The sequence below is a fragment of the Paenirhodobacter populi genome, from assembly GCF_004022215.1.
In the GTDB taxonomy this organism is placed as follows: domain Bacteria; phylum Pseudomonadota; class Alphaproteobacteria; order Rhodobacterales; family Rhodobacteraceae; genus Rhodobacter; species Rhodobacter populi.
This window is the reverse complement of record NZ_SAUZ01000008.1, coordinates 17165-43898: the sequence shown is the minus strand read 5'-3', so window position 1 is coordinate 43898 and position 26734 is coordinate 17165. Positions and strand designations below refer to the sequence as shown.

The following is a 26734-nucleotide window of genomic DNA, read 5'->3' as shown; positions in this document are numbered from 1 at the left end:
TTTTCCATAAATATCCCGGGGTGCGGGGCGGCGCCCCGCCGCAACGCCGGGATCAGCCGAAGCGGGTGAACCAGCAGGGCTGGCGGTCGCCCGGTTGCGGGCGCGCGGCATGGACGCCGCGGGCGATGGCGCGGGCAAGGCAGACCGAGGCCGCGTGGCACAGCGCGAAGCCGTCGCCCACGGGATCCGCGAGCGGGCGCAGCCCCGTCGCGGCGGCAAAGACCAGATCTCCGTCGAGCGGCGTATGCGACGGCACCAGCGCGCGCGCCATGCCGTCATGCGCCGCCGTTGCCATCCGCTGCGCCTGCGCCTTGGTCAGGGCGGCGTCGGTCGCGACGATGGCGATGGTCGTGGCCTCGCCCAGACGTTTCGCGGGCGGGGGCTCGGCGGCGGCGGGATAGTCGCGCGCCGCGCCGTGCCCGCCGAATTCGGAGTCCAGCTCCCACGGCGCCGCCCAGAACTCCGGGCCATCGCCGACCGTGGCGGAGCCGAGCGCATTGACCACCACCAGCGCGCCGACGGTGAGGCCGTTTTGCAGCACCGCCGAGGCGGAGCCGAGCCCGCCCTTCCACGTGCCCGTCATCGCGCCCAGACCGGCCCCCGCCGATCCGAGGACGAAATCCGCCCCGGCGGCGTCCAGCGCCGCCCGGCCGAGCGCGCGATAGGGGTTGTCGGTCCAGTCCTTCGCCCCGCCGTTCAGCAGGTCGAAGACGATCGCTGAGGGCACGATCGGCACCCGCATGCCCCCCACCTTGAAGCCGCGCCCCATTGCGCGCAATCCGTCGGACACGCCCGAGGCCGCGTCGAGCCCGAAGGCCGAGCCGCCCGACAGCACCAGCGCATCCACCTTTTCGACCAGCTTGTCGGGGGCGAGCAGGTCGGTTTCGCGCGTGCCGGGCGCGCCGCCCATCACATGCACCGCCGCGGTGAAGGGATGGTCCGCCGTCAGCACCGTCACGCCCGACAGGAGCCGCCCATCCTGCGCATTGCCGACCAGCAGCCCCGCGACATCGGTGATCAGGTTGCGCGGTCCGGGTTTCATCGGCGGTTCTCCTCGGGTGTCAGCCAGCCGGGCGGGATCTTCGGCGTGGCGGCGACCAGCCTTTGCGTCGCGGGGTGGCGGGGCGCGGTCAGGATCCGGGCAGTCGGGCCGTCCTCGACGATGCGGCCCGCATCCATCACCAGACAGCGCGAGGTCAGCGCCCCCACCACCGAAAGATCATGCGAGATGAACAGATAGGCAAGCCCGTGCCGCTCCTGCAACCGTTCGAGGAGGTCGAGCACCTGCGCCCGCACCCGCACGTCGAGCGCCGAGACCGCCTCGTCTAGCACGATCAGCCTTGGCCGGGTGATCAGCGCGCGGGCGATGGCGATGCGCTGGCGCTGCCCGCCGGAGAATTCGTGGATGAAGCGCCGCCCGTCGCCGGGGGAAAGACCGACATCGGTGAGCGCCTCGCCCACCCGGTCGCGCCAGCCGGCGGGGCGGCCGGTCAGGTGGAAGGGTTCGGCGATCAGCGTATCCACCCGCTGGCGCGGGTCGAAGGAGCCGTAGGGATCCTGAAATACGATCTGCATCGCGGCGCGGGCCGGGGCGGGCATGTCCGGCCCCACCGCCGTGCCGGCAAGCGTGATGCCGCCGCTGTCCAGCCGGTCGAGCCCGACGATCGCCCGCGCGAGCGTGGATTTGCCGCAGCCTGAAGGTCCGACGAGGCCGAGCGATTCCCCCGCTTCGAGCCGGAACGACACATCGTCCACCGCGGCGCGCAGCGGCCGGGGGGCGAAGGGGCGGGGGCGCGGCAGGCGGTAGCTGCGGCAGGCGTGCTCGACCCGCAGGAGCGCGCCGGCGGCATCCGTCGCGGGGGCGCTGCCCCCGTCGCCTGCGGCGACTCCCGGGGGATATTTCGGGAAAGCCGAAGGCGCGCGCGGCAGCGAGGCGTGCAGCAGCGCGCGGGTATAGCCTTCGGCGGGGGCGCGGAACAGCGCCTCGGTCGGGCGGTCCTCGACCACGATGCCGTCCTTCATCACCGCGACGCGGTCGGCCATGGCCGCCGTGACGGCGAGGTCGTGGGTGATGAGGATCAGGGCCATGTCCTCGCTGCGGGCCAGATCGCGCAGCAGCGCAAGCACCCCGGCCTGCGTGGTCACGTCCAGCGCCGTCGTCGGTTCGTCCGCGATCAGCAGGCGGGGGCGCAGGGCGATGGCCATGGCGATGGCGACCCGCTGGCGTTGCCCGCCCGACAGTTCGTGGGGGTAAAGGGTCAGCGGAAACCGATCCCCCGTCAGCCCGACCCGGTCGAGCCGGTCGCGCGCGATCCGCAGCGCCTCGCCCCGGCGCATCCTGCGGTGGACCATCAGCGTTTCCGCCACCTGATCGCCGATGGTCATCAGCGGGTTCAGCGCGGTCATCGGTTCCTGAAAGATCATCCCGATCCCGTCGCCGCGCAGGTCGCACAGGTCGGATTCCTCCATCGACAGGATCTGTCGGCCGTCGAATTCGATGGCGCCTTCGGCGCACGCGCCCTCGGGCAGCAGGCCGATGATGGCCAGCGCGGTCATCGACTTGCCCGAGCCGGATTCGCCGACGATGCCGAGGATCTCGCCCGGGGCGAGGGAGAACGAGACGTTTTCCACCACCGGCTGCGATCCGATCGTGACCTTCAGCGCCTCGACGGTCAGCAGGTTCATGCGAGCCGCCCCTTGAGCCGGGGGTCGAGCGCATCGCGCAGCCCGTCGCCCAGCAGGTTCAGCCCCAGCACCGTCAGCACGATGGCAAAGCCCGGAAACAGCGCGACATGCGGCGCGAGGGTGACGAAGGTCTGCGCATCGGCCAGCATCCGGCCCCAGCTGGGCGTCGGCGGCTGCGCGCCGAGGCCGACATAGCTCAGCCCCGCCTCGGCGAGGATGCCGAGCGAAAACTGGATCGTCGCCTGCACGATCAGCAGGCTGGCGATATTGGGCAGCACATGTTCGGCCGAGATGCGCGTCGCCCCCTTGCCCGCCACCCGCGCGGCGCGGATGTAGTCGAGCGTCCAGAGGCTGAGCGCCCCGGCCCGCGCGACCCGCGCAAAGACCGGGATGTTGAAGATCCCGATCGCCAGCACGGCATTCATCGCCGAGGGGCCGAGGCTCGCGGTGAACAGGATCGCCGTCACCAGCGCCGGGAAAGCGAAGATCAGGTCGTTGAGCCGCGCGATCACCCCATCCACCACGCCGCCGCGCCGCGCCGCCGCCGCAAGGCCGAGCGGCACCCCGATCCCGGCGCCGATCCCCACCGCGACCAGCGCGACTGATAGCGAGGTCCGCGCCCCCGTCATCAGCATCGACAGGATATCGCGGCCCAGATGATCGGTGCCGAACCAATGCGCCGCCGAGGGCGGCTGCAGCTTTTGCGTCACCGCCAGCGCGCCCGGATCCCATGGTGTCCAGACGAAGGACAGAAGCGCCGCGCCAAGCGCCACCGCCGTCAGGATCAAGCCGGGGAGGAGGGTGGGCCTCATCCCCGCCTCCGCAGCCGGGGATCGACCAGCGCATAGGCGAGGTCGGTCACGAAGCTGACGAGGATCACCGTCACGACCAGCAGCATGACGCCCGATTCGACGACGATCAGGTCGCGCTGCGTGATCGCCTGAAAGATCAGCCGGCCGAGGCCGGGCAGGTAGAACACGTTCTCGATGATAATCGCTCCGGCGATGAGGAAGGCGCATTGCATGCCGAGGATGGTCAGCACCGGGATCAGCGCGTTCCTGAGCGCATGGCGGGTCAGCGCCTGACTGCGGCTGAGCCCCTTGGCGCGGGCAGTGCGGATATAGTCCTGATCCATCGTCTCGATCAGCGCCGAGCGCAGCACGCGGGCGAGGATCGCCGCCTGCGGCAAGGCCAGCGCCACCGCGGGCAGGATCAGCGACCGCAGCGCCGCGACGGGATCGGACCAGCCCGGAAAGCCGCCCGCCGGCAGCATCTGCCAGCGCAGCGCGAAGAGCAGCACGAGCAGCATGGCGAACCAGAAATTCGGCAGCGCGATGCCGATCTGCGCGACGCCCATGACCGCCGCATCCGCGGCCTTGCCCCGCCGCGCCGCCGCGATCAGCCCGAGCGGCAGCGCCAGCGCGGCCGACAGCGCCAGCGCCAGCCCCGCAAGCGGCAGCGACAGCGCCAGACGGTCGGCGATCAGCCCGGCGACCGGCACCTTGTAGGTATAGCTCACCCCGAAATCGCCGCGCATCATGCCGAAGACCCAATGCAGATAGCGCCATGCCAGCGGCTCATCGAGGCCAAGCTGGTCGCGCAGCGCCGCCACCGTATCCGGCGCGGCGTTCATGCCGAGCATGTAGCTGGCCGGATCGCCCGGCACCACCTCGATCGCCAGAAAGACGACAAGGCTCGCAGCCAGAAGGCTGAGACACAGCATGAGCGATCGGGTCAGCAGGTAACGGGCCATCGCGCGAAGGTCGCGCGGGACGGGCGGGCGGTCAAGGGGGATCGTTGGGGGGATCGTTGGGCGCTGATCCGGGGATGGGTTTCGCGATTCCCGTCGTGGCGCGCGCGGATGGGGGGCAGGGGGCCAGCCCCCTCTTTGCGCATGCGCGCAAATTCACCCCCGGGATATTTATGGAAACACGAAAGGGAGAAGGCGGGGGCAGGGACGGCGATTTGAACGGGCTGCTGACGGATCGCGGGAGAGCCGTCGCTTGGGGCCGGAAACGGGGAGGCCGAGCGAAAACGGTCGCCAACATGCGGTTTTCAGGCTGGGTCGCGATGGGTTTCGTCTGGCTTTGGCGGTGATCCTGTCGGGGAGCCCTTTTCAGGGTCATGATGTCGGCAGGGCGAGGCTGCCGGTGGAAAGCGTCGCCGCAAGTACGGGCCAGCCATGAGGGCCGGGCGGGGCGCCGGGCGTTCTGCGGGCCGCCCGGCCGTCAGGGGGCGGACGGACTCAGGTCGCCGAGCCGCCGACCGTCAGCCCGCCGATCATCAGCGTCGGCATGCCGACGCCGACCGGCACCCATTGCCCGGCCTTGCCGCAGTTGCCGATGCCGGGGTCCAGCGCCAGATCGTTGCCGATCGCCCGGATCTGGCGCATCGCCGTCGGCCCGTCGCCGATCAGCGTGGCGCCTTTCACCGGCGCGCCGACCACGCCGTTCTTCACGCGGTAAGCCTCGGTGCAGTTGAAGACGAACTTGCCGTTGGTGATGTCCACCTGACCGCCGCCGAAGCCCACCGCATAGATCCCGTCCTTGAGATCCGCGAGGATCGCCTTTGGATCCGCGCTGCCGCCGAGCATGTAGGTGTTGGTCATCCGCGGCATCGGCGCATGGGCATAGCTTTCGCGCCGGCCGTTGCCGGTGGGCGTCACGCCCATCAGGCGGGCGTTCTGCCGGTCCTGCATGTAGCCGACGAGGATCCCGTCCTCGATCAGCACGTTCTTGCCCGAGGGTGTGCCCTCGTCGTCGACGGTGATCGAGCCGCGCCGGTCGGGGATGGTGCCGTCGTCGAGCACCGTCACCCCCTTCGCCGCCACCTGTTGCCCCATCAGCCCGGCAAAGGCCGAGGTTTTCTTGCGGTTGAAATCGCCTTCGAGCCCGTGGCCCACTGCCTCATGCAGCAGCACCCCCGGCCAGCCGGGGCCGAGCACCACGTCGAACTGCCCCGCGGGCGCCGGCTCGGCGTCGAGGTTGACCAGTGCGATGCGCAGGGCCTCGCGCGCGACGGGCTGCCAGTGATGGGGATCGATCAGTCCCGACAGGCCGAACCGCCCGCCGCCGCCGTGGCCGCCCGATTCGCGCCGGCCCCTGTCCTCGACGATGACCGAGATGTTCAGCCGCGCCATCGGGCGGATGTCGGTGACGAGCCCGCCCTCGGGGCGCAGGATCGTGACCTCCTGCAGGGACGCCGCCATCGAGGCGGAGACCTGCACCACACGGGGGTCGAGCGCGCGGGTATAGGCGTCGATCTCGCCCAGAATGTCGATCTTGGCGCCGAAACCGGCATCGGCCATCGGATCGGCATCGGTATAGAGGCGCTGGTTGGTGCCCGCGGGCGGGGACGCCATCGTGCCGCCGCCGTCCCCCACGGCAAGGCGGGCGGTTTCGGCGGCGCGTTTCAGCGCGGCCTCGGAAATCTCGGTCGAATGGGCGTAGCCCGCGACCTCGCCCTTCACCGCGCGCAGCCCGAACCCCTCGGAAGCGTCATAGGAGGCGTTCCGCACCCGCCCGTCGTCGAAGACGAGCGATTCCGACCGGCGCCGTTCGAGGAACAGTTCGCCATCCTCGGCGCCTTGCGTGGCATCGCGCAGGGTGGCGAGCGCGGCGGCTTCGTCGATCAGGGTTTCAAAGGGCGCGAAACGGTCGTCGTTCATCGGCTTCTCCTTGCTCGCTCGCAGATCGGGGGTGGCGTGGCGGGCGGTGTCGGCCCTTGCGGGCGTGTGTCTTTCCCCTACATATATGTCCGATCGGGGAATGAAAGCGGTGCCGTGTGTCTTTCGCGCGCGCCGCCGCGCACGAGCCGGTGCGCATCCGCGACGGAAAGGGCAAGCTTGGCTGGACGATCGCGCCTTTCGCGGGTAAGCAGGGCGAAATGCCGGGGTCCGAAGGGGCGCCCGCGCCGCCGGGCTGGACAGGCGGGGGATCCCGCAGCCGGCCTCCCGGGATGAAAGAGTGCGAGCCAAGCCGAGGTCTGCAGATGAGCGACATTTCCTTGACCCAGCGGGACAGCCAGGGGGAAGCGCGGGTGGGCGATTTCTTCGCCCTGCTCAAGCCCCGCGTGATGTCGCTTGTGGTGTTCACCGCGCTCGTCGGCCTTGTCGTCGCGCCGGGAGAGATGCATCCGCTGACCGCGCTGGCCTCGATCTTCTTCATCGCACTAGGCGGCGGGGCCTCGGGCGCGCTGAACATGTGGTATGACGCCGATATCGACAAGGTGATGCGCCGCACCGCCACCCGCCCGATCCCGATGGGCCGGGTGACCGAGGGCGACGCGCTCGGCTTCGGGTTGCTGCTGTCGGTGCTGTCGGTGGTGATGCTGACGCTGACGGCCAATCTGTTCGCGGGGCTGTTCCTTGCCTTCACCATCTTCTTCTACGTGGCGGTCTACACCATCTGGCTGAAACGCCGCACGCCGCAGAACATCGTGATCGGCGGGGCGGCGGGGGCCTTTCCGCCGATGATCGGCTGGGCCTGCGCGACGGGGGGCGTCAGCGTCGAATCGATCGCCATGTTCCTGCTGATCTTCCTGTGGACGCCGCCGCATTTCTGGTCGCTCGCGCTGTTCATGAAGGATGACTATTCCCGCGCCGGGGTGCCGATGCTGACGGTGACGCATGGCCGCAAGGCGACGCGGCGGCATATCTTCGGCTATGCGCTGGCGCTGGCGCCGGTTGCGGTGGGGCTTGGCTTCACGCCGATCGGCGGGCCGGTCTATCTGGTGACCGCGATCGTGCTGAACGCGCTGTTCATCCTCGGCGCCTGGCGGCTGATGCGCCGCAGCGAGGAAACGGCGCAGGCGGACGGCTACGGCGCGGAACGGAAGTTCTTCTGGTTCTCGCTGCTCTATCTCTTCCTGCATTTCGCCGCGCTCCTTGCGGAGCGGGGGCTTCTCGCGCTCGGTTTCTGAGCGGCGCGCGGCTTGGCCGGGGGCGGAGCGGGGCGCTGCCCCGCACCCCGGGATATTTATGGAAAGCCGACGGCAGGGTTCGGCTCCCTACGGAGCGCGCGGAGGGCGCCGATATTGGCGCTGATGTCCCGTCGCCGTGCATTCCTCCGGGATCGCGCCTCGGGAACTTGTGCCTTTCATCTTTCCCCAAATATCCCGGGGGTGAATTTGCCGTTAGGCAAAGAGGGGGCTGGCCCCCTTTTCTTCGCTTACCCCACCGGCAGGCGTGACAGCCCCGTCCTTCTGGCGTATCAGGCTCAGACAGATCTGAAGGGTGACGGATGCGCTATGTTTCTACCCGGGGGCAGGCCCCGGTCCTGAGCTTCGGCGAAGCGATGCTGACGGGGCTCGCCCGTGACGGTGGGTTGTATGTGCCGGAAACGGTGCCGGTCTTCACGGCGGCCGAGATCGCGGCGCTGGCGGGGCTGAGCTATGAGGAGGTCGCCTTCCGGGTGATGAAGCCCTTCACCGGCGAGACCTTCACCGATGCGGAACTGAAGGGCGCGATCGCGCGCGCCTATGCGGGCTTCGGCCATGTCGCGCGGGCGCCGCTGGTGCAGCTTGCGCCGAATCATTTCCTGCTGGAACTGTTCCACGGGCCGACGCTGGCGTTCAAGGATTTCGCCATGCAGGTGATCGGGCAGCTGTTCCAGATCGAACTGGCGAAGCAGAACCGCAAGGTGACCATCGTCGGCGCCACCTCGGGCGATACCGGCTCGGCGGCGATCGAGGCGTTCCGCGGGCTCGACAACGTGGATGTGTTCATCCTCTTCCCGCATGGAAGGGTGAGCGAGGTGCAGCGCCGCCAGATGACCACGCCGGTCGAGGCGAATGTCCACGCGCTCGCCATGGATGGCGATTTCGACGATTGTCAGGGCAAGCTCAAGGACATGTTCAACGACTTCGCCTTCCGCGACGAGGTCGGGCTGGCGGGTGTGAACTCGATCAACTTCGCCCGGGTGCTGGCGCAGATCGTGTATTACTTCACCTCTGCGGTGGCGCTTGGCGCGCCGCACCGCAAGGTCAGCTTCACCGTGCCCACCGGCAATTTCGGCGACATCTTCGCCGGGTTCCTCGCGAAGGAAATGGGCTTGCCGGTGGAGCGTCTGGTGATCGCGACGAACCAGAACGACATTCTCGACCGCTGCATGAAGGCGGGCGATTATACCAAGCGGGGGGTGAAGCCCTCGATCAGCCCGTCGATGGATATCGAGGTGTCGTCGAACTTCGAGCGCGCGCTGTTCTGGGCCTATGGGCGCGACGGCAAGGCGATCGCGGCGCTGATGGACGAGCTGAAGACCACCGGCACCTTTTCGATTTCCGAGAACGCCATGACGCATCTGCGTGCGCAATATGACAGCGGTTCGGTGGACGAGGCGGGCACGCTTGCGGTGATCGGCGAGACGCTGAAGACGACGGGCGAGCTGATCTGCCCGCATACCGCGGTGGCGGTGGGTGTGGCGCAGGCGGCGATCGCGCGCGATCCGGCGACGCCCATGGTGACGCTGGCGACGGCGCATCCGGCGAAATTCCCCGATGCGGTCGAAAAGGCCACCGGCATCCGTCCGGCCCTGCCGCCGCGCATGGCCGATCTGTTCGAGAGGCCCGAGCGGGTGACGCGGGTGGCGAACGACCTTGCCGCGCTGGAAACCCTGATCCGCAAGGAGCGCCGCCAATGATCCGCACCACGACGCTGCCGAACGGGCTTCGGATCATCACCGAGCCGATGCCGGGGCTTGCCTCGGCCTCGGTCGGGATCTGGGTGATGGCGGGCGGGCGGCACGAACGGCCCGAACAGAACGGCATCGCGCATTTTCTGGAACACATGGCCTTCAAGGGCACGACCACCCGCTCCGCCCTGCAGATCGCCGAGGCGATCGAGGATGTGGGCGGCTACATCAACGCCTATACCTCGCGCGAGATGACGGCCTATTACGCCCGGGTGCTGGGCGGGGATGTGCCGCTGGCGCTTGATGTCGTGTCGGACATCGTGCTGAACCCGATCTTCGACCAGCGCGAGCTGGAGGTCGAGCGCAACGTGATCTTGCAGGAAATCGGGCAGGCGCTGGACACGCCCGACGACATCATCTTCGACTGGTTGCAGGAGGCGGCCTATCCGGATCAGGCGATCGGGCGCACGATCCTCGGCCCGGCGGAGAAGGTGGCCCGGTTCGGCCGGGAGGATCTGGCGGGATTTGTGCGCGAACATTACGGGCCGGATCAGATGATCCTGGCCGCGGCGGGGGCGGTGGATCACGACGCCATCGTCAGACAGGCCGAGCAGATCTTTGGCAGGCTCTCCGCTGTCCGCCAGCCGGCCCCGCAACTGGCGACATGGGCCGGGAGCGAGCGGCGCGAGCTGAAGACCCTCGAACAGGTGCATTTCGCGCTGGCCTTCGAGGGGCCGTCCTACACCGATGACGATCTTTACGCCGCGCAGGTCTATGCGACGGCGATGGGCGGCGGCATGTCTTCGCGCCTGTTCCAGAAGATCCGCGAGGAACATGGCCTGTGCTATTCGATCTTCGCGCAGGCGGGGGCCTATGACGACACCGGCATGATCACCATCTATGCCGGCACCTCCGAGGAAGAGGTGGCGCGGCTTGGCCTGCTGACGGTCGATGAGCTGAAACGTTCGGTCGACGACATGTCGGATGCCGAGGTGGCCCGCGCCCGCGCGCAGATGAAGGCGGGCATGCTGATGGGGCTTGAAAGCGCGTCGAGCCGGGCCGAGCGTCTGGCGCGCAACCTGTCGATCTGGGGCCGGGTGCCGGATCTTGACGAAGTATCGGCGATGATCGACGCGGTGAGCACCGCCGATGTGCGCGCCTATGCCGAACGGATGATCGCGCGGGACCGGCCGGCGCTGGCGCTGTATGGCCCGGCGGGCGATGCGCCCGGTCTGGAGGGGCTGCGGCGGAGGCTTGCCGCCTGATGCTGCTCGGCCGCAGACGGAAGCCGCATGTCGAAACCGAGCGGATGACGCTGCGGCTGCCGACGCATGGGGATTTCCGGGACTGGGCGCTCCTGCGCGCCGAAAGCCGGGAATTCCTGACGCCGTGGGAGCCGGCATGGTCCTCGGACCATCTGACGAAGAAGTCCTTCACCAACCGCGTCTACTGGGCCACCCGGGCGGAAATCTCGGGGACGGCGGTGCCGTTCTTCATGGTCCGGCGCGAGGATGGCCGGGTGCTGGGGGCGATCACGCTGGACAATATCCGGCGGGGACCGGCGCAGGCGGGAACTCTGGGCTACTGGATCGGCGCGCGCTATGCCCGGCAGGGCTACATGCGCGAGGCGATCGAGGGCGTGGTGCATTACGCCTTCCACCTTCTGGACCTGAGCCGGATCGAGGCGGCCTGCCTGCCTGAGAACGTCGCCTCGCGCGGGGCGCTGGAGAAATGCGGCTTCAAATACGAAGGCGTGGCGCAGGCCTATCTGCAGATCAACGGGCGCTGGCGCAATCATGTGCTTTACTCCAATCTGAGGGCGGATCGCCGGGGGCGGACGGACGCGGGGTAGGGGGCAGCCCCCTCTTTGCGCTGACGCGCAAATTCACCCCCGGGATATTTATGGAAACACGATGGGGGAAAAGATGCGCGCGGGGATGGATGAGGCATTTCTGGCCGGGCTGCGGGACGCGGGGGTGGAGGTTGTCGCGCCCGAGCCGCGCTATCTGGAAGAGCCGCGCGGGCGCTGGCCCGGGCAGGCGGCGGCGGTGCTGAAGCCGCGATCGACCGTCGAGGTGGCGCGGATCCTGCGGGCGGCGGATGCGGCCGGGGTTGGGGTGATCCCCTATGGCGGCGGCACCGGGCTTGTCGGCGGGCAGGTGAAGGGCGACGGCGCGGGTTGCGTGCTGCTGTCGCTCGAACGGATGGATGCGGTGCGCGCGGTGGACAGCCAGAGCCTGATGATCGAGGCGGGCGCGACGCTGGAGGCGGTGCACCGGGCGGCGGAGACGGTCGGGCGGCGGTTTCCCCTGACGCTCGGCTCGCAGGGGACGGCGCAGATCGGCGGCTGTCTTGCGACCAATGCGGGCGGGGTGAACGTGATCCGCTACGGCAACGCGCGGGCCCTGTGTCTGGGGATCGAGGCGGTGCTGCCCGACGGCACCATCTGGAACGGGCTGACGCGGCTCAGGAAGGACAACACCGGCTATGATCTGCGCGACCTGCTGATCGGCTCCGAGGGGACGCTTGGCGTGATCACCGCGGCGGCCCTGCGGCTGTTCGAGCCGCCCGCCGTCGAGGGGCTGGCGATGTTCGCGCTGCCTTCGCCGCAGGCGGCGGTGGCGCTGCTGGGCATCGCGCAGCACCGTTTCGCGGGCTGCGTTTCCGCCTTCGAGCTGATCTCCCGTCAGGGGCTGATGTTCCAGCGCGAGGTGGGGATGGACCTGCACTATCCCTTTGCCGAGGACCCGCCGTGGATGGTTCTGGTCGAACTGGGCCTGCCCGAGGGGATGGATGTCGATGAGGCCTTCGCCGGGCTTTACGAGGCGGCGGAGGATCTGATCCTCGATGCCGTCATCGCGCAATCCGGCGCGCAGGCGCAGCAGATGTGGGAGCTGCGGGAAAACCTGCCGGTGGCGAATCGGCGGATCGGCGCGATCTGCAGCCATGACATTTCAGTGCCGGTCGCCGATCTGCCGCGCTTCATCGTCGAGGCCGATGCGATGCTGGCGGGGATGGGCGATTACCGGATCAACTGCTTTGGCCATGTGGGCGACGGCAACCTGCACTACAACGTCTTTCCGGCGGCCGGGCGGGCGCGCGCGGATTACGACCCGGATCCGGTGAAACATGCGGTGCATGATCTGGTGGTCGCGGGGTTCAACGGATCCATGTCCGCCGAACACGGGATCGGCCGCTACAAGGTCGAGGATCTGGAACGCTATGCCGATCCGGCGAAACTGCGGATGATGCGGGCGGTGAAGGCGGCGCTCGACCCGCGCGGGATCATGAACCCCGGCGCCGTGCTGCGTCAGCCGCCATCGAAGGAACAGAGCACCGAGACCTGAAGCCCGAGCGAGTCCAGCAGCCGGTGACCGCCAAGGTCGGGCAGGTCGATGATGAAGGAACAGCCGGCGATCTGCCCGCCAAGGCGTTGCACAAGCTGCACCCCCGCATGGCAGGTGCCGCCCGTCGCAAGCAGGTCGTCGACGATCAGGATACGCTCGCCGGGGCGGATGGCGTCTTGGTGGATCTCCATCACCGCTTCGCCATATTCCAGATGGTAGCTTTGTGACAGCCTCGGGCCGGGCAGCTTGCCCTGCTTGCGGACCGGGACGAAGCCCGTGGACAGCTCATGCGCGATGGCGCCGCCGAGGATGAAGCCGCGCGCCTCCAGCCCGACGACCTTGTCGATCGGCACGTCCCGCCAGGGGCGGAGCATCCCGTCGATCGCGAGGCGGAAGCCATGCGCATCGGCGAAAAGCGTGGTCACGTCGCGAAACAGGATTCCCTCATGCGGGAAATCGGGGATGGTGCGGATGTAGTCCCTGACGGTCTTCATGGCTCAGCCCTTCAGCACGCGGCCGAGGATGGGGGACAGGCGCGCGACCATCCCGGGATCGCGGCGGGAGGGGGCGGTCATGATCGCCCCGTCGAGCGCGCGGCCGCAGGCGCAGCCTTTGGCCTCCGCGGCGATCAGCCCCGGCAGGGCGGCGATCAGCGCCCGGGCGCGCCCGGCATTCGCCTGCGCCGTCGCCATGACCTGCGCCACATGCACGGCATCGTGATCCGGGTGCCAGCAGTCGTAATCGGTGATCATCGCGACGCAGGCGTAGCAAAGCTCCGCCTCGCGTGCGAGCTTCGCCTCCGGCATCGCGGTCATGCCGATCACATCGGCGTCCCAGCTGCGATACAGGCGGCTTTCGGCGAGGGTGGAGAATTGCGGCCCCTCCATCGCGACATAGGTGCCGCCGTGGTGGATCCGGGCGCCGCCCAGCATCGCCGCCCCCGCGCAAAGGGCGGACAGCTCCGGGCAGACCGGATGGGCGAAGGGCACATGGCCGACCAACCCGGCGCCGAAGAAGCTCTTCTCGCGGGCGAAGGTGCGGTCGATGAACTGATCGACGATCAGGAAATCGCCCGGCGCATAGGCTTCCTTCAGCGATCCGACCGCCGAGACGGCGACGACATCGGTGACGCCGAGCGCCCTCAGCGCAAAGATGTTGGCGCGATAGGGGACGGAGGTCGGCGTATGCACATGCCCCCGACCATGGCGCGGCAGAAAGGCCATTTCCACGCCCTCAAGCCGCCCGGTCAGGATCTCGTCCGAAGGCGGCCCGAAAGGCGTCTCCACCCGCTGCCAGCGCGGATCCTCGAGCCCGGCGATCTCGTAAAGGCCCGAGCCGCCGATCACGCCGATCATCCTGTCCATCGCCATCTCCGTTCCGTGCAGGGCGAGATTAGGCACTTGCCGCGGCAGAGGAAAGGCCGGATCGCTGCCCTTCATTCTTCCATAAATATCCCGGGGTGCGGGGCGGCGCCCCGCTCCGGACCGGGACATCAGCCCGGACGGTCGAGTTCGAACGTGTCACGCACCACGGCGTAATCCTTGTAGCCAAGCCGCACCATCCGGTCAGGCGGCAGATAACGGCCGTCGCGCAGGCAATCGGGGCGGATATGGACGCCGGTGACCTCGCCCAGAACCAGAAAATTCGACTTCCCCAGAAGCGTCTCGATCCGCGTCACCCGGCATTCGAGCGATGCCGTCGCCTCCGCCACGCGGGGACAGTCGATCGTCTCGCATTCGGCCTTGGCGATGCCGGCGCGCAGGAATTCATCCTCCCCCGCCGGGAAGGGGGCGGAGCTCTGGTTCATCTGGTCGAGCAGCGCCAGCGACACCATGTTGACGCAGAAGACGCCGGTTTCGCGGATCTGCGCCACGCTGTCCTTGGTGTCGCCACGGTCGGGTTTCGCGGCGGTCGAGGCGAACATCACCTGCGGCGGCACGTAGGCCACGGCGTTGAAGAAGGAATAGGGGGCGAGGTTGTCGCCCATCGTCCCCCGCGTCGAGATCCAGCCGATCGGCCGCGGCGCCGCGATGGCGTTGAACGGATTGTGCGGCAGGCCATGCCCCTCGGCGGGTTTGTAGAACATCTCCGGCTCCCCTGAATTGCACCCGACATTTACGCGTGTTAGGCGCGATGCGCGAGGGATTCGGCAGCGCGTTTGGGGTCCGCATGTATCAGCTTGAGGAAGAGACCGAGGCCGACTGGTGGGAAGTCGAGGCGCTGTATGACCTGTGTTTCGCACCGGGGCGGACGGCTTTGTCCTCCTACCGGCTGCGCGACGGGGTGGACAAGATCCATCCCCTGTGCCTGACCCTGCGCGAGGATGGCGTTCTGGCGGCGGTGATCCGCTACTGGCCGGTGCGGGTCGGCGGGCGGCGGGTGCTGCTGCTTGGCCCCGTCGCGGTCCACCCGACCCGGCAGGGGGAGGGGCTTGGCGGCCTTCTGATGCTCGAAAGTCTGGCCGAGGCGCGGCGTCTGGGCTGGGAACGGGTGCTGCTGGTCGGCGACTATCCCTATTACCGCCGCTTCGGCTTCTGGAAGATCGACGGCGTGATCATGCCGCCGCCGACGAACCCGGACCGGGTGCTGGCGTTGGAACTCGTGCCGGGCGCATGGGAGGGCGTGCGCGGCCCGGTCGAAAAGGCCGTGCCGGAAAAGACGCCGCCCGCCGGAAATCCCCTCTGACGAGGCGCAGAAATCCGCCTGAGCATTGGCGAAGCCGCCCGCCTGCCCCATATTCGGGGAAACGGAGGTTTTTGATGCCGCAAGAAATTCTTCTGCCCGTGACCGATCCCCGCATCGTCACCGAACTCGACGCTCTGGCGAAACGCTACCGCGGCGCGGCGGGGCCGGTGATGCAGGTGCTGGGCTTCGTTGGAGGTTCGGCCGAGACATTGCTCAACAGGCTGCCCGCGCCGGTGCGCTCGGGTCTGGAAGGCGCCACGGAACGGGCGCTGACGACGGCGCTCGGCGCGGCCTCGCGGTCGCGTCATGTGGTGGGGGACCGGCCCGACTGGGTGAACCGGGCGCTGACCACGGCGATGGGGGCTGCGGGCGGTTTCGGCGGGCTTGCCGGATCGGCGGCGGAACTGCCCTTCACCGTGACGATGCTCCTGCGCGCGATTCAGGGGATCGCGGCGGAACACGGTTTCGATCCCGATTCCGAGGAGGTGCGGATCGAATGCCTGCGGGTCTTCGCCTCGGCCGGCCCGCTGGAAAAGGACGATGGCACCGACATGGGCTTCTTCGCCGCGAAAATGACGGTGACGGGGCAGGGGCTGAACCGGCTGGTCGCCAAGGTGGCGCCGAAGCTGGCGGCGGTGCTGGGGCAGAAGCTCGCCGCGCAGACGGCGCCGGTTCTGGGCGCGGTGGCGGGGGCCGCGGTGAATTACGCCTTCACCAGCTATTATCAGGAAGTGGCCCATGTGCATTTCGGGCTGAAGCGGCTGGCCGTCGACAGCCGCGAGGACGAAGGCCTGCTGCGCGAGGAACTGGTCGCCCGCATGACCCGGCGTTGACGGCTCCCCATTCTCGTCCGAATGGTCTAACATCGCGGCAAATCACGATAAATTAGCCCCGGCTACGTGGCTTGACGGAAAAATGCCGCTCCCCTAGGAAGCCCCTGTCGGCGCGTCATGACCGCTGTCGGACGGGTGTGGGCATCCGGCCGGCGGGTTGTGCGGGACCGTGGCGCCGGAACCTTGCGGGCGGGGTTCCTTTCCGCCGGTTCAGCCCATGGGATGCTGCCATGTCTCCGGTCACCATCGGCGTTCTTGCCGTATCCATGTCGATCGACGCCTTCATCGCGGCGCTTGGCCGGGGTGCGACGATGCACCGTCCTGACATGGCGACAGCGCTGCGCACAGGCATGGTCTTCGGCACGATCGAGGCGATCACGCCGCTGATCGGCTGGGTTCTGGGGGTCGCCGCCAGCCGCTATGTCGAGGCGGTCGATCACTGGATCGCCTTCGCCCTGCTGGGCGGCGTCGGGCTGCACATGATGACGCAGGCGCTGCGACGCCAGAGGGGCGAGGTCGCGCCGCCCGCCTCGCCCTGGCGGCTGATCGCCACGGCGATCGGCACCTCGATCGACGCGATGGCGGTGGGGGTGTCGCTGGCCTTTCTGGACGTGAACATCTTTGTCATCGCCGCCGCGATCGGCGTCGCGACGATGACGATGAGTTCGATGGGCATGATGACGGGGCGCTTCCTCGGCCACCGTTTCGGCAAGGTGATCGAGGTGATCGGCGGCGTCGCGCTGATCGGCCTTGGCGCGACGATCCTGTTCGAACATCTGACGGCGGCCTGACGGGACTGTCGCAGGGGGGGCCGCCCCCTCTTGGCCTGCGGCCAATTCACCCCCGGGATATTTATGGAAGAATGAAGGGCGAAAGAGCGCTTCGGTGGTCGTGGACCACTCTTGGCGTGCAGGTGCAACCTGCGCGCGGGGACTGTCTCCCCTTCATTCTTCCATAAATATCCCGGGGTGCGGGGCAGCGCCCCGCTCCGCCCCTTGCCGGACCGCGCGACCTTGACGGTCGGGCGCGAGAATTTTTCCGGTCACAGGCTCGCCAGATATTCCGTCACCGCGGGGCGCAGGTTCTGCGCGCCGGTGTTGCGGGCGCGCTGGATCACCTGCCGCAGTTCCACCAGATCGGCGCGGCGGATCAGATGTTTCACCGGCCCGATCGAGGCCGGCCGCATCGACAGGTTGCGGATGCCGAGCGCGGCGAAGGTCAGCGCCTCGATCGGGCGGCCGGCATCCTCGCCGCAGAAGCTGAGCGTGGTGTCGCTGTGCTGGCAGCGCACGATGATCCGCTCGATGAAGGTCAGGAAGGCGTTGTCGAGCGTGTCGTAGCGCCGCCGCACCCGTTCGTTTTCCCGGTCCGCGGCGAAGAAGAACTGCTTGAGGTCGTTGCCGCCGATCGAGATGAAGTCGCAGGCGGCATAGAAGCTGTCCTGCGCGAAGGCGAGCGAAGGCGTTTCCAGCATCGCGCCGATGCGCAGATCCTCGGGCACGATGCGGCCAAGCGCGGCCTCGCGGTCGCGTTCATGCAGGAGCGCGTTGCGCGCGGCGTGGAATTCGTCGGGCGTGGCGACGAAGGGGAACATCACCGACAGGGGCCGCCCGCCGGCCGCGCGCAGCAGCGCCTGAAGCTGCATCCGCAGCACGCCGGGCTTGTCCAGCCCCACGCGGATCGCGCGCCATCCCATCGCGGGATTGGGCTCGTCCTGCGGTTTCATGTAGGGCAGCACCTTGTCCGAACCGATGTCGAGCGTGCGGAACTGCACCCTCTTGTCGCCCGCCGCATCCATGACCCGCTTGTAGAGCGCCGCGAGTTCCCCCCGGCGCGGCACGCGCGAGCGGGTGAGGAACTGCAATTCGGTGCGGAACAGCCCGACGCCATCCGCCCCGGACCCGTTGAGCGACGGCAGATCCGCCATCAGCCCGGCGTTCATCATCAGCGACACCACCTGGCCCGATCGGTCCTCGGCCGGTAGATCGCGCAGGTCGGCGTAGCGTTTCTGCGCCTCGTTCGCCATGGCGATCTTGTCGCGGAAGGCGGCGACGATGCTGTCCTCGGGGCGCAGGTGGACGATGCCCTGATCGCCGTCCACAAGGATCGTGTCGCCGTTCAGCGCCTCGGTCGTGATGCGTTCGGCATGGATGACCAGCGGAATGGCCAGCGCGCGGGCGACGATCGCGGCGTGGGATCCGACGGAACCTTCCTCCAGCACCACGCCCTTCAGCTTGCGCCCGTAGTCGAGCAGCTCCGCCGGGCCGATGTTGCGCGCGACCAGCACCGGGTTTTCCGGCAGCGCCGCGCCGGTGTCCTGCCCCTGTCCGGTCAGCAGCCGCAACAGCCGGTTGGAGATGTCGGCAAGGTCGTTCAGCCGCTCGCGCATATAGGGGTCGGGCGACTGTTCCAGCCGAGCCCGCGCCATCGACTGTTCCTTTTCCACCGCCGCCTCGGCCGAAAGGCCGGCGCCGATATCCTCGACCATGCGCGCCATCCAGCCGCGCGACCGGGCCAGCATCTTGTAGGCCTCAAGGACCTGCCGCTGTTCCTTGTCCATGCCGGTGGCGTTTTCCAGCATCCCGTCGATCTGGGCGCGCAGCGCGTCGATCGCCTCCTGCAACCGCTGGCGTTCCACCTCGGGGTCGTCGCCGACGGGATTGGTGACGACGACGCGCGGTTCGTGCAGCCAGACCCGCCCCTCGGCCGCGCCCTCCTGCCCGGTGGCGCCGCGGAACAGAACCGGGAAACGATGCGTGGCGCCGATGCCGTGATCGGCGCTGAAGGCGCCCAGCTCGGTCATCTCGGCCAGCACCATCGCCACGACTTCTAGCCCGTAGACCTCATCCTCAAGGAACTGGCGCGCCTGTTTCGACTGCACCACCAGCACGCCGAGCTTTTCGCCCACGCGCTGGATCGGCACGCCAAGGAAGCTTGAATAGATCTCTTCGCCGGTCTCGGGCATGTAGCGGAATCCCGGCGCAGAGGGGGCATCGCCCGTGTTGATCGGAACACCCGTGCGCGCGACGCGGCCGACGAGCCCCTCGCCAAGGCGCATCCGGGTGTGATGGACCGAGGCGGGGTTCAGCCCCTCGGTCGCACAAAGTTCAAGCGTTTCGGGATCGCGGAACAGATAGATCGAGCAGACCTCCGTTCCCATCGAATCGGCGATCAGGCTGGTGATCCGGTCCAGGCGGAGCTGACCGCCCCCGGGCACCGCCAGCGTATCCCGCAGGCGGCGCAGCAGCGTGCGGCTATCGCCCTTGCTGCGATCTGGCATTTCCGTTCCGCGCCCCCGTTACCGTGCGTCCAAGGGCCTGGGCAATCAACTCAGGCCGCATTCTCCAGTCCGAAGGCATCATGGAGCGCCTGCACCGCCAGTTCCATATATTTCCTGTCGATCAACACCGAAATCTTGATCTCGGACGTGGTGATGACCTTTATGTTGATGCCTTCCGCCGCGAGCGCGTCGAACATCTTCGCCGCGACCCCGGCGTGCGAGCGCATGCCGATGCCGACGACAGAGACTTTCGCCACATCCGTGTCGATGATCAGTTCGTCGTATTTGATCTTGCCTTCGGTCTTGGCGTCTTCGAGCGCCTTGGTCGCGCGGGCGACCTGATTGATCGGGCAGGAAAAGGTCATGTCGGTGACGGCGCCGGAATGATGCTCGTCATAGTCCTTTTCCGAGATGTTCTGCACGATCATGTCGACGTTCACGCCGGCCTCGGCCAGCGGCCCGAAGATCGCCGAGGCGACGCCCGGTCGGTCCTCGATGGTGAACAGCGTGATCTTCGCCTCTTCGCGGGAGAAGGCGATACCGGAGACGGCTTTCGATTCCATGATTTCTTCCTCGGCGCAGACAAGGGTTCCAGAATTCTCGTCGGTTTCCTCGAAGGAGGACAGCACCCGCAGGCGCACGTTGTAGCGCATCGCCAGTTCGACCGAACGGGTCTGCAGCACCTTCGCCCCGAGCGAGGCGAGTTCGAGCATTTCCTCGAACGCGATCCGATCGAGCTTGCGCGCCTTGTTGGAAACGCGCGGATCGGTGGTGTAGACGCCGTCGACATCGGTGTAGATGTCGCAGCGTTCCGCGTCGAAGGCGGCGGCGAAGGCGACGGCGGTGGTGTCCGATCCGCCGCGGCCGAGCGTGGTGATCCGCCCCTCGGCCGACAGGCCCTGAAAGCCCGCGACCACGGCGACCTTCATGCCCTCGTCGAATTTCTGGTCGATATTGGTGCGGGGGATGTCCACGAACCGCGCCGAGCCATGCTGCGAGGTGGTGTTGATCGGCACCTGCCAGCCCTGCCAGCTGCGCGCGGGGATGCCCATTTCCTGCAACCGCAGCGCCATCAGCCCGGCGGTGACATTCTCGCCGCTGGCGACGACGGCGTCATATTCGCGCGCGTCGTAGAAGCTCGAGGTCTTTTCCACCCAGCCGACCAGCTCGTTGGTCCTGCCGGACATGGCCGAGACGATGACGATGACATTGTAACCGCGCTCGACCTCCCGCTGGACCTTGGCCGCCGCATTCGCGATACGGTCGAGATCCGCCACCGAGGTGCCGCCGAATTTCATCACGAGAAGCGGCATCATACTCCCCCAAGGACACCGCCGGACCCTCTGCCCGGACAATCGCGCCCCTGCTAACGGAACCGACGCGCGGGTGCAATAGGATGAGTCAGTTGACCTTGCGCGGGCCGGTGAAGGGCAGGGGGGCGACGGGGATGCCGTCCTCGATCAGGGCGCGGGCCTCGTCGGGGCGGGCCTCGCCCCAGATGGCGCGCTCGGGGGCGTCGCCGTCATGGATCGCGCGCGCCTCGGCGGCGAAGTTCATGCCGACGTAATCGGAATTCTCCTCGACCGCGCGGCGCAGCGCGGCCAGCGCCTCTTCCCGCGCGGTCGGGGCCAGCGGCCGTTCCGCGCGCAGGGCGGGGGCCATCAGCATCTTTTCCACATGGGTCGATCCGCAGACCGTGCAGGCGACCATCCCCGCGGCTTTCGACGTGTCGAAGGCTTCGGCGGAGGCGAACCAGCCGTCGAAGCGGTGGTCCTTGTCGCATCTGAGGTCGTAACGGATCATGGATCTGTCTGCGCGGGTTGAGGAAACCGGGCCTGCCGGTTCCCGAACAGATATGCGTTCGGCAGGCGAATGCAAGGCCCGTCCGGGCTCAGCGCAGGCCGCGCAGGATATCGGCCAGCTCGGGTTCCGAGACCAGCTTCGCCGCCTTCTTCGCGGAAATCCACTTGCGCCGCCGCTGGCCCTTTTCGGGGTAGCGCGCGGCGAGCTTGTCGACATGGATCGGATGCACCTCGACCCGGCAGGGCATCGGCTGGTTTTCCAGCAGCATCTTCTGCGAGGCGTAGCTGCCGATCGGCGGGCCCGCCACCTTGCCGATCACGCCGGCTTCCTCCCACGCCTCGGTCAGCGCGGTTTCCCCCTCGGAGCGATCGTCCATCCGCCAGCCCTTCGGCAGGATCCAGCGGCCGGTATCGCGCGAGGTGATCATCAGCACCTCGTTGCGGCCGGCCTTGCGGCGCAGACACAGCGCCGCGAACTGGATGGGCTCGACCCCGCGGGAATCGCGGAGGAGCTCGAGTTTCCTTTCGAATTTCATGGGCCTCGCCTGCATCGGATCGGGATCGCTTCGGATCGTGTTGTTGGGGTCAAGCTAGGGCGTGGTCGAGGGGATTTCCATGATCTGTCGCCGAATTAACCGGCAAATGTGCGCCAAACAGGCATTTTTTATTGACTAGGCAGTCAAGCGATCAAGGATTAGGCGGGCGAGGGCCTGGTTTCCGCTTCCGGCCGCCATTTCGGCGGTCACGCGGGCGGCTGCGGCGGCGATCCGCGCCTGTTCCGCGGCAGGAAGCGCGAATCCCCCGGAGAGCGTTTCGGCATCCGTCACCCGGATCGCGCCGCCTGCGGTATCCAGCGCCTCGAATGCCGCGCGGTGATTGTCGATCGAAGGGCCGTGCAGGATGGCGCAGCCATGGGCGGCGGGCTCAAAGGGTGTGTGCCCGCCCTTCGGCACCAGCGATCCGCCGACGAAGCAGATCCCCGCGGCGGCATACCAGTTCGCCATCTCGCCCATCGTATCGGCCAGCAGCACCGGCGCCAGCGGCGGTTCGCCCCTCGATCGGGTGGCGAAGGGCAGGTCGCGGGCGGCGATCATCCGGGCGATCTCGGCCGCGCGGCGGGGATGGCGCGGCGCAAGGATCAGGTGCAGCGCCGGATCGGCGGCATGGGCCTGCGCGAAGGCATCCAGAACGATCTCCTCCTCCCCCTCATGGGTCGAGGCGGCCAGCACGGTGCTTTCGCGCGGCCAGGGCAGGGTTTCCGTGGCGGGGGGCGTGGCGACGGCGGTTTTCAGGTTGACCCGCGGCAGCAGCCGGTCGGCGGGCAGCCCGAGGTCGCGGAAGGCCGCCTCGCTCGCCGGATCCTGCGCCGAGAGCGCGGTGACGGCCCCCATCAGCCGCGCGCCGATCCCCGCCTTGCGCCAGCGCCGGGCCGAGCGCGCCGACATCCGCGCGCCCACGACGATCACCGGGATGCCGCGGGTGCGGCAGATCTCGAAACGGTTCGGCCAAAGCTCGTTCTCCACGCTCAGCAGCGCGGCGGGGCGGAGCCGGTCGAGGAAGCGGTTCAGCACGATCCGGCTGTCGAGTGGCGCGGCCGAGGCGGACATTCGCCCCGCGCCCCAGTCTGCCGCCCAGTCCAGCGCCAACGCCCGGGCCGTCACGGTATTGGTGGTGATATGCAGCCGCAGCCGGGGGCGGGCGTCGAACAGCGCCTCGATCAGCGGGCGGGCGGAAACCAGTTCGCCGTTCGAGGCCGCATGCAGCCAGATCGCGCCCCGCGCGGCCCGGACCTGCCCGAGCCTTTCGCACAGCGCGGCGCGCGGCTCGGACCCGCGCAGCACCCGCAGGGCGAGGCGCAGGAACAGGATCGGCAGGATCAGGGCGGCAAGAAGACGATAAAGCGGCACGGCATGTCCGGGGCAGGGGATCGGCAGGCCATCAAACCCGTGCCTTGCGGGGGATGCAAGGCCGGGATGCGAGGCAAGGTGGCTCTTTCCGCGGCGCAGCAAAGGCGTCATAAGGGGCCGTGCGGCCGATATGGCCCTTGGTTTTCAGCAGGTATGCCATGTTCTTCGATCCCTTCGCGCCGATGATGCTGACGTTTCAGGCGACGAGGATCGGGATGGAGGCTCAGGCCGTCGTGGCGATGCGCCTGGCCGGCATGGCGGGTCTCTGGGCCACCCCGCCGTCCGAGATGACCCGGATGGTGATCGAAAAGGCCGAAGCCGTGATCGAGGCGATGCAGGCCTCGACCCATGCGGCGATGAAGGGCGCGGCCCCCGATCAGGTGCTGCGCGCGGGAATGACGCAGATCGGCCGTCACACGGCGGGCAACCTGACGCGGCTGAGCCGGATGGGTCCGGCGCGGGCGCCCTTCTTCTGGTGATCCGTCGTTGATCCACGGCGGATGCGCTTCGGTGCCGGGGGGACCGCTGCCCCGTATTCGGCGGGGAACTTCGGGCCTGTTGCGAAACCGGAACCGCGATCCCGTGCGGAGAGGGCGCAAGGGGGCCAGCCCCCTCTTTGCGCTGACGCGCAAATTCACCCCCGGGATATTTAAGGAAAGATGAAAGGAATTAGGTCCGCTCTGGTGGTCCTGAAGTGTGCTTCAAGACGCGGCGGCGTTTCTGCTGTCGTTTTTCCATAAATATCCCGGGGGAGCCCGGAACGGGCGGGGGCAGCGCCCCCTTTTTCCTTTGCGCGGAAACGCATTCCCGTGGAAATCCGGGGCCGGAAGGCCATCCCGGATCTGTAAACACACTCTTAACCACTCCGCGCGAGACTGCCTCCGGACGATGGAGGCGGGATGCGGGGGATTGGTCTGGTCTGGGGGGTATTGCTGGCGGGATGCGGCGCCTCGCCCGCGCCGCAGTTCTTTGGCGCGGAGCGGCATGAGGTCACGCTCGACGGCTATCGCTTTGTCGTGTTCCACAAGGAAGACATGGCCGAGGTGGTGCGTCTGGGCTATCTGACCCCGCGCCAGCGCGATCCGGTGCCGGCGCTGATGGTCGTGGCGGCGGAGCGGGCGACGGGTTGCCGGGTGCTTGGCCCGCTGCGGGGGCTGGCGCGGTCGCCCTCACTGCCCGGCGACACCGGGGAGGCGCGGTTCGAGCTGAAATGCTGACAGCGGAAAGGGCTTGCGGCGCGGGATCAGGTCGTGAAACCTGAGGCGACCGGGCGCGTCGCGCGCCCTGACCGGAGGTTTGCCATGTCCGTTTCCTCTTCCGTCAAGGCCCCCGTCAAGGCGCTGCGCGGGCAGATCGTCTCGCTGCGGGGCAATCCGTTCCTGCATCCTTCGGCGGAATGCCTGACGCATCACCCGGACGGGCTGGTCATCATCGCGGACGGCCATATCACCGCCACCGGCCCGTGGGAGACGACGGCCCCCCTGCTGCCCGCGGGCGTGACGCCGGTCCATTATCCCGACCATCTGATCATGCCGGGTTTCATCGACACCCATGTGCATTACCCGCAGATCCAGATGATCGGCGCCTATGGGGAACAGCTTCTGGAATGGCTGAACACCTATACCTTCGTGACCGAGCAGCAGTTCGCCGACCGCGCCCATGCCGACCGCGTCGCCAAGGTCTTCCTGCGCGAGCTGCTGCGCGCCGGGACGACGACGGCGGTGGTCTATTGCACGGTGCATCCGCAATCGGTCGAGGCGTTCTTTGCGGAATCGGCGCGGCTGAACACGCGGATGATCGCGGGCAAGGTGCTGATGGACCGGAACGCGCCCGCGCCGCTGCTGGACACCGCGCAGCGGGGCTATGACGAAAGCGCCGCGCTGATCGCGCGCTGGCACGGACAGGGGCGGCAGCTTTACTGCGTGACGCCACGCTTCGCCCCCACCTCGACCGAGGCGCAGCTCGATGCCGCCGGGGCGCTGCTGCGTGACCATCCGGGGGTCTATCTGCAGACCCATCTGTGCGAGAACAAGGGCGAGATCGAGTGGGTGCGGGAGCTGTTCCCCGAACGGCAGAGCTATCTGGACGTCTACGATCACGCCGGGCTCGTCGGGCCGCGTTCCGTCTTCGGCCATGCGATCCACATGCATGAGGGGGATTTCTGCACCTGCCACGCGCGGGGGGCGGCGCTGGCCTTTTGTCCGACATCGAACCTGTTCCTCGGCTCGGGGCTGTTCCGGCTCGATGCGGCGACGGATCCGGCGCGGCCGGTGCGCGTGGGGCTGGGGACCGATGTGGGGGGCGGAACCTCGCTGAGCCAGTTGCAGTCGCTGAACGAGGCCTACAAGGTCGTGGCGCTGTCGGGCGGGCGGCTGGACGCGGTGCGGGCGTTCTGGCTGGCGACGCTCGGCGGGGCCGAGGCGCTGTATCTGGACGACCGGCTGGGCAAGGTGGCGCCGGGCTACGAGGCCGATCTGGTGGTGATCGATCCGAAGGCCACGCCCTTCATGGCGTTCCGTTCGGAGTATTGCACGAGCCTTGAGGAACAGCTTTTCACCCTGATGACCCTGGGCGACGACCGGGCGGTGCGGGCGACCTGGGTGGCGGGCGAATGCGTCCACGACCGGGACGCTGCATGATGTTGACACCGGCCCCGCACCCTGTATAAGCCCGCCATTCCCGGATCGAGAGATCGCGGGGGATATTGGTGTTGGTGGACCCCGCAAGGGGAACCCTGTCGCCCGCAGCCCGGCCTTGCCGGGTGGGGGAGAGGACAACGCCCTTCGCCGGGCTTTTGCCCGAACAACAGCGGCACCTGCCGCGCAACGAAGGAGATCAGCCGTGACCAAACGCACGTCTGCCAAGTACAAAATCGATCGCCGCATGGGCGAAAACATCTGGGGCCGCGCCAAGTCGCCGCTGAACAAGCGTGACTACGGCCCGGGTCAGCACGGCCAGCGCCGCAAGAACAAGCTGTCGGACTTCGGCACGCAGCTGCGCGCGAAGCAGAAGCTCAAGGGCTACTACGGCGACCTGACCGAAAAGCAGTTCCGCCGCATCTATGCGGAAGCCGAACGGGTGAAGGGCGACACCGGCGAAAACCTCGTCGGTCTGCTGGAGCGCCGTCTGGACGCGGTCATCTACCGCGCCAAGTTCGTGCCGACCGTCTTTGCCGCGCGCCAGTTCGTCAACCACGGCCACGTGACCGTCAACGGCAGCCGCGTCAACATCGCGTCCTACCGCGTCAAGGAAGGCGACGTGATCGCCATCCGCGACAAGTCGAAGCAACTGGCGATCGTTCTGGAATCCGTGCAGCTCGCCGAACGTGACGTGCCGGACTATCTGGAAGTCGACCACAACAAGATGACCGCGACCTTCGTGCGGACCCCGGCTCTGTCGGACATCCCCTACGCGGTTCAGATGGAACCGAACCTGGTCGTCGAATTCTACGCCAAGAACTGATCCTCGGATCACACGATTTGCGAAAGGGCCGGGATTTCCCGGCCCTTTTTTGTTCGCGCACAAGTTGATGCTGGCGTTGCGGCGGGGGCTTGGCTAGAACCGGC

General features: G+C 68.0%; 25 protein-coding genes. 12 read left to right on the top strand and 13 right to left on the bottom strand.

The genetic code is table 11. The features are described from left to right. Nucleotides 1-52: 52 nt before the first annotated feature. The 5 genes from D2T30_RS08080 to tldD all read right to left on the bottom strand — a co-directional run bounded on the left by D2T30_RS08080 (nucleotide 53) and on the right by tldD (nucleotide 6352). Nucleotides 53-1042: a P1 family peptidase gene (locus D2T30_RS08080; protein ID WP_128208457.1), complete on the bottom strand. Its 990-nt coding sequence runs from the start codon at nucleotides 1040-1042 to the stop codon at nucleotides 53-55. After that, nucleotides 1039-2685 carry a dipeptide ABC transporter ATP-binding protein gene (locus tag D2T30_RS08075; protein ID WP_128208456.1) on the bottom strand — a complete coding sequence of 549 codons (1647 nt, stop codon included), beginning with the start codon at nucleotides 2683-2685 and terminating at the stop codon, nucleotides 1039-1041. The genes D2T30_RS08080 and D2T30_RS08075 overlap by 4 nt, the downstream gene beginning before the upstream one ends. Beyond that, nucleotides 2682-3497 (bottom strand): ABC transporter permease, encoded by an 816-nt coding sequence (locus D2T30_RS08070; protein WP_128181397.1) that lies wholly within the window; start codon nucleotides 3495-3497, stop codon nucleotides 2682-2684. Before D2T30_RS08070 ends, D2T30_RS08075 begins: the two co-directional genes overlap by 4 nt. Then, a complete protein-coding gene (locus tag D2T30_RS08065; protein WP_128208455.1) occupies nucleotides 3494-4438 on the bottom strand; it encodes an ABC transporter permease in 945 nt (314 codons plus the stop codon). The genes D2T30_RS08070 and D2T30_RS08065 overlap by 4 nt, the downstream gene beginning before the upstream one ends. Before the next feature lie 492 nt (nucleotides 4439-4930). After that, nucleotides 4931-6352 (bottom strand): metalloprotease TldD, encoded by a 1422-nt coding sequence (tldD, locus tag D2T30_RS08060; RefSeq protein ID WP_128208454.1) that lies wholly within the window; start codon nucleotides 6350-6352, stop codon nucleotides 4931-4933. A gap of 323 nt (nucleotides 6353-6675) precedes the next feature. On the opposite strand from tldD, the gene cyoE reads away from it, so the two are divergent. From cyoE to D2T30_RS08035, 5 genes are all read left to right on the top strand, one after another. Next, entirely contained in the window at nucleotides 6676-7605 is a 930-nt protein-coding gene (gene cyoE, locus D2T30_RS08055) for a heme o synthase (protein ID WP_128208453.1), read from the top strand. Nucleotides 7606-7925: 320 nt separating this feature from the next. Next, entirely contained in the window at nucleotides 7926-9323 is a 1398-nt protein-coding gene (gene thrC / locus D2T30_RS08050; protein WP_128208452.1) for a threonine synthase, read from the top strand. After that, nucleotides 9320-10579, top strand: coding sequence for a M16 family metallopeptidase (locus D2T30_RS08045; RefSeq protein ID WP_128181387.1), 1260 nt, complete (start codon nucleotides 9320-9322; stop codon nucleotides 10577-10579). Before thrC ends, D2T30_RS08045 begins: the two co-directional genes overlap by 4 nt. Before the next feature lie 2 nt (nucleotides 10580-10581). Further along, nucleotides 10582-11166 carry a GNAT family N-acetyltransferase gene (locus tag D2T30_RS08040; RefSeq protein WP_128181762.1) on the top strand — a complete coding sequence of 195 codons (585 nt, stop codon included), beginning with the start codon at nucleotides 10582-10584 and terminating at the stop codon, nucleotides 11164-11166. 61 nt (nucleotides 11167-11227) lie between these two features. Then, nucleotides 11228-12661: an FAD-binding oxidoreductase gene (locus D2T30_RS08035; protein ID WP_380729876.1), complete on the top strand. Its 1434-nt coding sequence runs from the start codon at nucleotides 11228-11230 to the stop codon at nucleotides 12659-12661. On the opposite strand, the gene D2T30_RS08030 is transcribed toward D2T30_RS08035, so the two are convergent. From D2T30_RS08030 to D2T30_RS08020, 3 genes are all read right to left on the bottom strand, one after another. Further along, on the bottom strand, nucleotides 12625-13155 hold the full coding sequence (locus D2T30_RS08030) for an adenine phosphoribosyltransferase (RefSeq protein WP_128208451.1): 531 nt from the start codon (nucleotides 13153-13155) through the stop codon (nucleotides 12625-12627). The two genes, D2T30_RS08035 and D2T30_RS08030, sit on opposite strands and share 37 nt — an antisense overlap. 3 nt (nucleotides 13156-13158) lie before the next feature. After that, complete coding sequence (locus D2T30_RS08025) at nucleotides 13159-14025, bottom strand: S-methyl-5'-thioadenosine phosphorylase (RefSeq protein WP_128208450.1); 867 nt, start codon at nucleotides 14023-14025, stop codon at nucleotides 13159-13161. A gap of 128 nt (nucleotides 14026-14153) precedes the next feature. Continuing rightward, nucleotides 14154-14747: a flavin reductase family protein gene (locus D2T30_RS08020; protein ID WP_128208449.1), complete on the bottom strand. Its 594-nt coding sequence runs from the start codon at nucleotides 14745-14747 to the stop codon at nucleotides 14154-14156. A gap of 83 nt (nucleotides 14748-14830) precedes the next feature. On the opposite strand from D2T30_RS08020, the gene D2T30_RS08015 reads away from it, so the two are divergent. The 3 genes from D2T30_RS08015 to D2T30_RS08005 all read left to right on the top strand — a co-directional run bounded on the left by D2T30_RS08015 (nucleotide 14831) and on the right by D2T30_RS08005 (nucleotide 16970). Continuing rightward, a complete protein-coding gene (locus D2T30_RS08015) occupies nucleotides 14831-15346 on the top strand; it encodes a GNAT family N-acetyltransferase (RefSeq protein ID WP_128181377.1) in 516 nt (171 codons plus the stop codon). A gap of 74 nt (nucleotides 15347-15420) precedes the next feature. Continuing rightward, nucleotides 15421-16179, top strand: a complete 759-nt coding sequence (locus D2T30_RS08010) for an EcsC family protein (RefSeq protein WP_128208448.1) — start codon at nucleotides 15421-15423, stop codon at nucleotides 16177-16179. A gap of 230 nt (nucleotides 16180-16409) precedes the next feature. Continuing rightward, complete coding sequence (locus D2T30_RS08005) at nucleotides 16410-16970, top strand: manganese efflux pump MntP (RefSeq protein ID WP_128208447.1); 561 nt, start codon at nucleotides 16410-16412, stop codon at nucleotides 16968-16970. A gap of 251 nt (nucleotides 16971-17221) precedes the next feature. Here the strand turns inward: D2T30_RS08005 and ptsP are convergent, their stop codons facing one another. From ptsP to D2T30_RS07980, 5 genes are all read right to left on the bottom strand, one after another. After that, nucleotides 17222-19459 carry a phosphoenolpyruvate--protein phosphotransferase gene (gene ptsP, locus D2T30_RS08000; RefSeq protein ID WP_128181371.1) on the bottom strand — a complete coding sequence of 746 codons (2238 nt, stop codon included), beginning with the start codon at nucleotides 19457-19459 and terminating at the stop codon, nucleotides 17222-17224. Between the two features lie 50 nt (nucleotides 19460-19509). After that, nucleotides 19510-20772, bottom strand: a complete 1263-nt coding sequence (locus D2T30_RS07995; RefSeq protein ID WP_128181369.1) for an aspartate kinase — start codon at nucleotides 20770-20772, stop codon at nucleotides 19510-19512. Nucleotides 20773-20860: 88 nt separating this feature from the next. Beyond that, nucleotides 20861-21262 carry a DUF1178 family protein gene (locus D2T30_RS07990; protein ID WP_128181367.1) on the bottom strand — a complete coding sequence of 134 codons (402 nt, stop codon included), beginning with the start codon at nucleotides 21260-21262 and terminating at the stop codon, nucleotides 20861-20863. 88 nt (nucleotides 21263-21350) lie between these two features. Beyond that, a complete protein-coding gene (locus D2T30_RS07985) occupies nucleotides 21351-21797 on the bottom strand; it encodes an NUDIX hydrolase (protein WP_128181365.1) in 447 nt (148 codons plus the stop codon). A 135-nt stretch (nucleotides 21798-21932) separates the two neighbouring features. Continuing rightward, the gene (locus D2T30_RS07980; protein WP_164884251.1) at nucleotides 21933-23168 is read right to left on the bottom strand and encodes a 3-deoxy-D-manno-octulosonic acid transferase; all 1236 of its coding nucleotides are present in this window, start codon (nucleotides 23166-23168) and stop codon (nucleotides 21933-21935) included. A gap of 158 nt (nucleotides 23169-23326) precedes the next feature. Here D2T30_RS07980 and D2T30_RS07975 point away from each other — a divergent pair, with 158 nt between their 5' ends. From D2T30_RS07975 to rpsD, 4 genes are all read left to right on the top strand, one after another. Further along, entirely contained in the window at nucleotides 23327-23647 is a 321-nt protein-coding gene (locus tag D2T30_RS07975) for a hypothetical protein (protein ID WP_128208445.1), read from the top strand. Nucleotides 23648-24067: 420 nt separating this feature from the next. Beyond that, entirely contained in the window at nucleotides 24068-24385 is a 318-nt protein-coding gene (locus D2T30_RS07970) for a hypothetical protein (RefSeq protein ID WP_128208444.1), read from the top strand. 84 nt (nucleotides 24386-24469) lie between these two features. Beyond that, the gene (gene guaD / locus D2T30_RS07965; RefSeq protein ID WP_128208443.1) at nucleotides 24470-25807 is read left to right on the top strand and encodes a guanine deaminase; all 1338 of its coding nucleotides are present in this window, start codon (nucleotides 24470-24472) and stop codon (nucleotides 25805-25807) included. A 202-nt stretch (nucleotides 25808-26009) separates the two neighbouring features. Beyond that, on the top strand, nucleotides 26010-26630 hold the full coding sequence (rpsD, locus tag D2T30_RS07960; RefSeq protein WP_128181355.1) for a 30S ribosomal protein S4: 621 nt from the start codon (nucleotides 26010-26012) through the stop codon (nucleotides 26628-26630). The last annotated feature ends 104 nt before the right edge of the window (nucleotides 26631-26734 follow it).